Source organism: Nonomuraea sp. NPDC049784 (assembly GCF_040659615.1).
Classification (GTDB): Bacteria; Actinomycetota; Actinomycetes; order Streptosporangiales; family Streptosporangiaceae; genus Nonomuraea.
Genome location: NZ_JBFAMX010000515.1, coordinates 1 through 7,433, shown reverse-complemented (window position 1 = coordinate 7,433; position 7,433 = coordinate 1). Strand labels below are relative to the sequence as shown.

Annotated in this window: 7 protein-coding genes; 3 read left to right on the top strand and 4 right to left on the bottom strand. The window is 64.5% G+C overall.

Annotation, left to right across the window (positions count from 1 at the left end; genetic code table 11):
* Positions 1-41: 41 nt before the first annotated feature.
* A complete protein-coding gene (locus AB0J09_RS50200) occupies positions 42-647 on the bottom strand; it encodes a hypothetical protein (RefSeq protein WP_360708281.1) in 606 nt (201 codons plus the stop codon).
* A 443-nt stretch (positions 648-1,090) separates the two neighbouring features.
* Here AB0J09_RS50200 and AB0J09_RS50195 point away from each other — a divergent pair, with 443 nt between their 5' ends.
* The 3 genes from AB0J09_RS50195 to AB0J09_RS50185 are packed head-to-tail and all read left to right on the top strand — an operon-like array spanning position 1,091 to position 4,981.
* Positions 1,091-2,473: a dsDNA nuclease domain-containing protein gene (locus AB0J09_RS50195; RefSeq protein WP_360708277.1), complete on the top strand. Its 1,383-nt coding sequence runs from the start codon at positions 1,091-1,093 to the stop codon at positions 2,471-2,473.
* A complete protein-coding gene (locus tag AB0J09_RS50190; protein WP_360708274.1) occupies positions 2,470-3,042 on the top strand; it encodes a hypothetical protein in 573 nt (190 codons plus the stop codon). The genes AB0J09_RS50195 and AB0J09_RS50190 overlap by 4 nt, the downstream gene beginning before the upstream one ends.
* 1 nt (position 3,043) lies before the next feature.
* Positions 3,044-4,981, top strand: a complete 1,938-nt coding sequence (locus AB0J09_RS50185; protein WP_360708271.1) for a hypothetical protein — start codon at positions 3,044-3,046, stop codon at positions 4,979-4,981.
* A 90-nt stretch (positions 4,982-5,071) separates the two neighbouring features.
* Here AB0J09_RS50185 and AB0J09_RS50180 read toward each other — a convergent pair whose 3' ends face one another.
* From AB0J09_RS50180 to AB0J09_RS50170, 3 genes are all read right to left on the bottom strand, one after another.
* The gene (locus AB0J09_RS50180; RefSeq protein WP_360708269.1) at positions 5,072-5,389 is read right to left on the bottom strand and encodes a hypothetical protein; all 318 of its coding nucleotides are present in this window, start codon (positions 5,387-5,389) and stop codon (positions 5,072-5,074) included.
* A complete protein-coding gene (locus AB0J09_RS50175; RefSeq protein WP_360708266.1) occupies positions 5,386-6,159 on the bottom strand; it encodes a hypothetical protein in 774 nt (257 codons plus the stop codon). Before AB0J09_RS50175 ends, AB0J09_RS50180 begins: the two co-directional genes overlap by 4 nt.
* Before the next feature lie 213 nt (positions 6,160-6,372).
* A partial coding sequence (locus AB0J09_RS50170; protein WP_360708263.1) for a hypothetical protein occupies positions 6,373-7,433 on the bottom strand: 1,061 nt, incomplete at its 5' end.

The following is a 7,433-nucleotide window of genomic DNA, read 5'->3' as shown; positions in this document are numbered from 1 at the left end:
CTCCCGCCCGCGTACGGAGGCGGCGCGGTGTGCAGCGACCGTCATGGTCGACTTCCTCCAAGGGTTTGGATCGGGCGGCCGGCCACGCGGTCCGCGATGATGTGGCGGATCCGCTGGGTCAGGACGGCGCGTCGCCGGATGACGTCGCCGTGACGCTCATTGGACAGGTCGGCGGGGTAGTGCCGGGCCAGGTTGTTGGAAATGACGTGGAGGTAGCCGAATCTGATCCCCGCCTGGCGCGCGGCCGCCCCCATGGGGCCGATCTCCGGGTCGACGAAGGCGTACTCGGCATGCTTGGCCAGCCAGTCACGGTTCTCCAGCAGAATCGACGCGGAGGTGACGTGGAGGCCGCTGTGCACGCCGGGCTGGGCGGCGGCGAAGTCACCGAAGAAGTCGTCCCAGGTGACGAGAGCGCCGCTGACGAGGCTTTCGTTGCCGGTGGCGAGGAGCGTGTTCGGCTCGATCTCGGGGGCTAGCGCCCCTACCTTGCCGACGTAGACGACGTCGCCGGCGCCGAGCTCGGCCAATCGGGCGACGACCCGGCCTGCGACGTCGCCCCAGATGCTGTGCAGGAAGCCGAGGTAGACCACCCGGCGGCCATGCAGCACGGCGCGCTGCCAGGCGTAGCCTTTTCCGCGGGTCCACACACCGTCGTCGGGGGTGAGGTACTGAAGACCCCAGCCGACCCCCTACAAACGGTGACCTACCAGTTCGGGCCTGCCGATTATCAACTTGTGGGTTTGATCCTGTTAGCGTCGGTGTCTTCGGCGAAGACGTGTGCATGCAGGACCCGCAAGAGGCCGGACTGGGCGTCGAGACGTGTGAGTGCCGTGCTGGTCGAGCAGGTCGGCGATGCTGCAGGTGGTGCGGTAGGCGGTGGTCCGGTTGGCTTGGAACAGGATCGCCAGGGGCTCAGCCTCGCGTCCCACTCGCCCGGCCCTGCTGGCATCAATCCGCCCCTACCGTTTGCTCGCAACGCGCAGTAACACGACGGTCTTTCATTGTGATATGGGTATGGGTCCTCGCTTCCCCTGAGGCGGCGGATGTGGCAAGCGATGCGCTCAATACGAGGCCGAGGCAGGGGACGTTGATGATTGATACAGCGGGATCCAGCCCCGAGCCGGAGAGCCGGGCCAGGTCAGCGCCGAGCCCAGGCGGCGAAAACTGGGTCACCCATGTGCTCTTTGAGCTAGCCCCGGGCGAAGACAGCGGCTCGGAGACGCTGGGACGTTACCGCTATCAGGCGGAGGTGGCCGCACGCGACTGTCTAGCAATGCTCACACAGGACACCATCGACTTCATCGTCTGTGAATGGCACGAAGACTTTGTTGTGGCGTTCACTGATGGGTCGGTGGAGCTGGTCTCGGTGAAACACCGGGAAGAGGACCAGGGCCCTTGGACGATCGCAGAGTTGTGCAAGAGCGGCGGTCTGACGCATCTCTTCGACCGCTGGTGTGCGTGCGAGTGCGCGTCGAATGTCCGGTTGAGGCTGGCGACGAACGCGGCGCTGAACCCGGCCAATGGTAATGCGGCCACGCTGGCGCGAATGTGCGGTCCGCAGCCGGAAATTCCCGGCGGGTTGGCCGACATGGCGAAGCAGATTGCCTGTCAGATGCTCAAGGTTCGCTGGAAGCAGCCCTATCCCAACATTCCCGCTACCCCGGAGGTCCGCAAGCTCAATGAGATCCAGATGCCCGCTGGATTCGCCGACAAGGTCGCCCGATTCCTTGCCGTGCTGGAAATCTCGTGCGACCCTCCCCAGCGCCAGTACATCACCGATGTCAACATCCAGCGCATCCTGACGCCTGCCGTACAACGCCTCCAGATGGCGCACGTCGATGTCGAGGCCACCTACCGGGCCATTGTGGAGCGGATCGAACGCGCCAACCGCGATGAGAGCGACCGCGGCCAACTCGCTGCATACATCGCCGACCCCGGCCGGGTGCGTTACAGCGTACGACTGCAGCAGCGCATCAGCCGCCGCACGATCACCCGTGACATCATCCACCAGGAATTCGTATACACCTCGGCCCAACTGCCGACCTTCCCACGCGGCCAGGCACCCATGGTGGCGCCAGGAGGCGCCAAGCTCAGCCGCAAGCTACGCCACGGCGCGCTGCCCTCAGATGAGGCGGCGTTCGCCGAAAGACTGCGCTCGGCGTGGTTCACGACGTGGTCCGAACGACGCTCAGGCCTGGCTGGCGACGAGACCGACTTAATGAACCTTTCGCTGGACGTGCTCGACACTGCCTTCAAATGTCGCAGTCACGCGCGAACCGAGGCAGCCGACGGCAGCGCATTCGGCACCCGGATGAACGATCTGATTGCCGAACGGCTCAGCATCGATGCGCTAGCCTCGCCACCACCGTTCCTGCTTAACGACCTGCACCTTCGTGGGCTGGCTTACCAACTGTGCGACGAGTGCCATTTTTTCTTCTCTGAGCCGTTCGACACGGACGAGGAAGCCTCATGACGCACAGTGGCGACTTCGAAAACGCCGCAGCCCGCATGCGTGCCCAACGTCGGCAAGCGGAACAGCGCGAAGCCCATTACCACGAGGCACGCGTGCTCTTGCTCATTTCCCACTTCGCCACCGCCAAAGGTGGCCTGACCGGCCTCACCAAGCTCGCCAAGCTCGACTTCCTACTGCGCTACCCAGCCATGCTGGAACGCCTCCTGCCCGCTGGCGAGGCGTCTTGGCCCGCAGGAACAGCCCCCACGCCATCCGAGCGTCTGGCCGTCGAGAGTCGCATGACTCGCTACAAGTACGGGCCCTGGGACCAGCGCTATTACAGCATCCTCGGCTCACTCACGGCCCGCGGGCTGATCACCTATGGCGACAGCGCCCGGGCCGAATTCCGTGTCACCCCCCAGGGCTCCGCAGCAGCGACCGCCCTTGCCGCAACATCCGAGTGGGCAGTCGTCGCCAACCGAATCAAACTGCTGAAGAAGCACTTCAACAAATCAGGATCGGCCTTGAAGAACCTCATCTACGACCGCCTGCCCGACGCGGTGGACCGGCCCTGGCGGACGGAGATCTGACATGGCCGTGCACCTGCGCTTTGTTTCGCTGACGGTCACGACCGCCGAGGCGGAGACCACCTACCGCTTCGACAGGCCAGCCACCGTCATCACTGGCCCGATCGGTACGGGCAAATCCAGTTTGCTTATGCTCCTCAAGCATGCCGTCGGCGGCAAGGCCATGCTCACTCCGGCGGTCCGTAACCACATGTTGTCCGTCCAAGCCGAGATCGTGGTCGGCGGCGACCACATCGTCCTCAAGCGGGCGATCGAAGGAGAGGCCGCCGACCGCGTGGACATCCTCGATCCCCGCTCCCTCGCCCTCGAACGCTCCCTCCCCGTGCGGGCCACACCGGGTGAGAACACTCTCTCCGACTATCTCCTCGATGCGCTCGGATTTCCCCGCGAACAGGTCGCCGCTCGGCGCGAAGGGGCCTCACGGCCTCAGAATCTCACCTTCAACGACCTTTACGCCTACGTCTACCTGCAGGCTCGCGAAATCGACCGGCAGGTCGTCGGCCATCTCGATACCTGGTTCGAACCCAAGCGCAAAGAGCTGTTCCGTCTGATGTTCGCGCTCACCGACAGCGCGCTGATGGAACTCAAACGCACCTCCAGCACACTCACCGACGAATTGAAGGCCAAGACCGCCGAGCACCACAACGTCAGTGTGTTCCTGGCGTCCTCCGACCCCCGCAGTGACGACGAACTCCGCGCAGAGCTCACCCAACTGCGCGACACACTGCAACGAGCCGAATCGAGCCTGGCCGCGCTCCGTTCCGAACTCGGCGAACAATCCGCCGCAGACACCGCGCTACGCGAGGAGCTGAAGAACGCCATCCACAATGCTCGACAGGCCGAGGAAGAAGTAGCGGCCTCGCGTGACCTAGTCCACGCGCGCGAAGCAGTCGTCGCACAGGTTCAGCTCGACCTCTCGCGACTGAACCGATCCGCCACCGCCATTGACCAGCTCTCCCCCTTCGAATTCGTCGTATGCCCCCGCTGCATGCGGCCCCTGACCAGCCGGCAGGTCGAGGAGCAACACTGCGTCGTCTGCCTGCAGCCCGACCCCGTGGACACGGACATCGACCCTGCCGCCATTGAAGAGACCCGCTCGACTCTGCACCAGCAGCTCGCCGACGCCCAGCACATTCAGCAATCGGACACCGCACACCTACAGGCCGCCCAGCAGCAGGCTCAGCACGCCAACTTCGTCGTTTCCAGCCTGCGGCGACAGCTCGACGCACAAAGCCGGAGCGTGGTCGCCCCGCGCTTCGAAGCCATTGCCGACGCCGCCTCACGCGTGGCCACGCTCAAGGCCAGCATCGATGCCGTCACTCAGTTGCGGGAATCCTGGGCCCGCGTACGTGCAATTGACATAAATATTCGAGAGATCAAGTCCCAGCGCAGGCAAATAAACAAGGACATCAAGGACAAGTCCCAGCAGTTGGCAGCCCGACAAACACTCATCGCCGAGCTCAGCACGGAATTCGGCGACCTGCTCAGGAGCTGGAACCTGCCCTGGGTCGCCACGGCTGTCATCGATAGTGACTCCTACTTGCCCATCGTCAACGGTCAACCTCTGGAAAGTCAGCAGGCCTCTGGCGGCGGCATCGCCACCTCCATCAACGTCGCCTACAGTCTCACGCTCCTGGCATTCGGGCTCGACCATGCCGACGTCCTCGTACCCTCTCTCCTTGTCATCGACTCACCGCGCAAAGCGTTCGGCAACAACGACTCTGACAGACAGCGCGCAGCCCAGCTCTATGGCCGTTTCAGGACGCTGGCCGACGCCTACGGACAACGGCTCCAACTCATCATTGCCGACAACGACCCCCCGCCGATCTCCAGCGAATCCTTCGGCAAGGTGGAGTTCAACTATGAAAGCCCCATGGTGCCCGGAGTTGATCATCCCGGACCCGCGCATGTCGGCCGTATCGAAGACGAGCCAAACAGCTAAATGCCTCGATCACGAGGAGCTTAATGCTGACTCCGTAGGTGGCGACGGTGGCGAGCAGGGCGTGTCGACTGGCGCGAACTTTGGTGAACGTCATCGGGAGGCCAGCGGCTCCTCCACACTGAGCAAAAAGGATGGCCAGCGTGGGCGCCGCCGGGCGGGGAGGTCGTGCTCGGCGGTGATACGGGCGAAGGTCTCCTCGTTCAGGCGGACGTTCCGACCGAGGCTGGATAGGTGCTGGTGACGGCGCATGGCCTGGAACTCGGGGGCGGTACGGCTGGCCACGACCGCCACGGCCTCCACCATCACCGCCTCCTCGAGCATCTCATCGGCCGGCAGCGCGTTGTAGGTGGCGTCCTGCAGACGGGCCTTGGCGCGTTCGAGGGGGGTCTGGGCGGTGGGCGGGCTCAACCGTCTTCTGGCTCGTCGGGGTATGACCCGAACTCGCGCATGTACTCGTAGAAGGCGTCGTCGTCCCAGGGCCGTTCGAGGAACTCGGGTTCGAAGACGTCGTCAGGGCTGTCGAGAGATTCGGAGTACTTCAAGAGCATGATCATGAAGTTGCGGGCCTCGCGCAGGACCTGAGCGTCGTCGAGCCAGATGCCGTACTCCAGGCTCTTGCGCGAGCTCTTCGTAGCGTTGGCGCTGCCCAGCCACAGCCGTTTGGGCGTGAAGCCGATGACGTCGGCCACCTCTCCCAGTGCCCCTTCGTCGTGCCACCATAGGTGCCCCAGCAGGAACATCTTGGCGTGAATGATCGGTACCGGCGTTTTGCCTGCCTTTCGGTAGCCGAGCGATCGGAAGGTCTGCAAGTCGACGTGCTCCTGTGGCGAGTACGGGTGCACCGCCTCAGGCTCGCCGACGTAGCGAGAGGCCATGTGATCGAGCTCGAAGAACACGCGTGACGGAAAGCCCGGCCCGCTCGCCGCTCTCTGCTTGAGTTGATCAAAGGAAGCCTTGCGCTGAGTTTTGGCGTCTGGCTTGGTGATCAGGATGCAGGATGATGCAAACCGGTCGACCCGGCCCAGGAGTTGCTCGTCATCGAACCAGGGCACACATCCCAGCACGGCCGGGCCCAGGGAGCGGTACTGGCGCCAGCGCCCGTTCGGGTCCTCCAGGAACTCGTCCATGCCGGTAGTGAGATTGCGCAGCGCGTCCAAGCCGAACAGGCCGTTGCCCATGTCGCCGAAGCTGAACTCGCGGGTCAAAGCAGCGGGGAACTCCGGTGGCTGCTGAGTCATATGCCCCTCCCTGACGTCGTCCTCGTCCTACGTGCAGCCCCGCGACCGAGGTTCGGGGATGACGTGGATCACCATCATGTCCTGCTGGACAGCCTTCACGGCCTGGAACTCCCGTCGCTACGGCGAGCCGCCACGCTGTTGATGTCAGGCGAATCAGGTCCTTTCGTTCGCCTCTGGGTCGCCTGGAGAGGTGTGCGGGCGCAAGGTCTGGGTCGAGCGATCAGCAATCCAGTCGCTGACCTGACCATCAGCGTCAGTGACCCGGACCGACATGCGCTCTCCTACAGGGGAGTCGGAGAAAATCACCAGGGCGCGGTTATCGCCGACGTGTCCCGCGCCGACGGCGTAGGCCGCCCCTTGGAGCTCCGCCGCCGCCAGCAGCACCGGCCGCGCCTCGACCCGTGCGCCGAGCACGGCGTCGAAGTCGGTCAAGCGCAGTAGTTGCCCGTCCCGGGTGCCGATGAACACCTCGATTGGATCGCCGCCCTCGTCACGGCGAAGCACGAAATCGGACACCCGTACGCGCAACTCCACGGACTGGCCGGGAGCCTGAGCCACCACCTCCCGCAGGTCTGCGCCATCCAGAAAGATCCCCACCAACTCGGCGACGCTGCACAGCACCATGCCCTCGGCGTCGAAGACCGCGGCACCCGCAGGCATGGGAATGGCCTGACTGTCTCCATTCCAGCTGACCTGGCCGGAGACGGAGATCAGACGTTCTCGAATCAGGTCGCGAAATTCCAGATGCGGCTGCCCCAGCCGACCGAGAGGCCCGTCCGCAGGGATCGGCCTTTCCGGCGTCACCAACTCAATGCCGTAGTAACGGGCCTTGGCGACCGCGCCCGCGGTGAAACCGCTGGAGGAGACCATTACCATCCGATCCAGCTCCAAATCCGCCTGCTTGGTGACCACCTGCTCGACCCAGGTAATGTCCGGCTTCTGGATGTGGTCACGGCACTCGACCCCGATCCGCACCTGCCTGCCATCACGAGCACGGCTGGTGATGAGGACGTCGACTTCACGTAGGCCCGCCCCTGTACGGTCAGGCAACATCGCCGACTCGGTGACCACGGCGTCGGCATCGACATGTGACCGGATGAAGTAGACGACCGCCTGGAAGTCATTGGACCGTGCGGGCATGCGGACACGGTAGCGGTGGAGGCCGACGGTTTCTGGTCGCCCCGGTGCGCGCGGCCGCCGGGGGGTGAGGATGG

Excerpts from the sequence above, each read along its gene's own strand:
- AB0J09_RS50195 (WP_360708277.1), top strand. The coding sequence starts at position 1,091 with ATGATTGATACAGCGGGATCCAGCCCCGAGCCGGAGAGCCGGGCCAGG.
- AB0J09_RS50190 (WP_360708274.1), top strand. The coding sequence starts at position 2,470 with ATGACGCACAGTGGCGACTTCGAAAACGCCGCAGCCCGCATGCGTGCC.
- AB0J09_RS50185 (WP_360708271.1), top strand. The coding sequence starts at position 3,044 with ATGGCCGTGCACCTGCGCTTTGTTTCGCTGACGGTCACGACCGCCGAG.
- AB0J09_RS50175 (WP_360708266.1), bottom strand. The coding sequence starts at position 6,159 with ATGGGCAACGGCCTGTTCGGCTTGGACGCGCTGCGCAATCTCACTACC.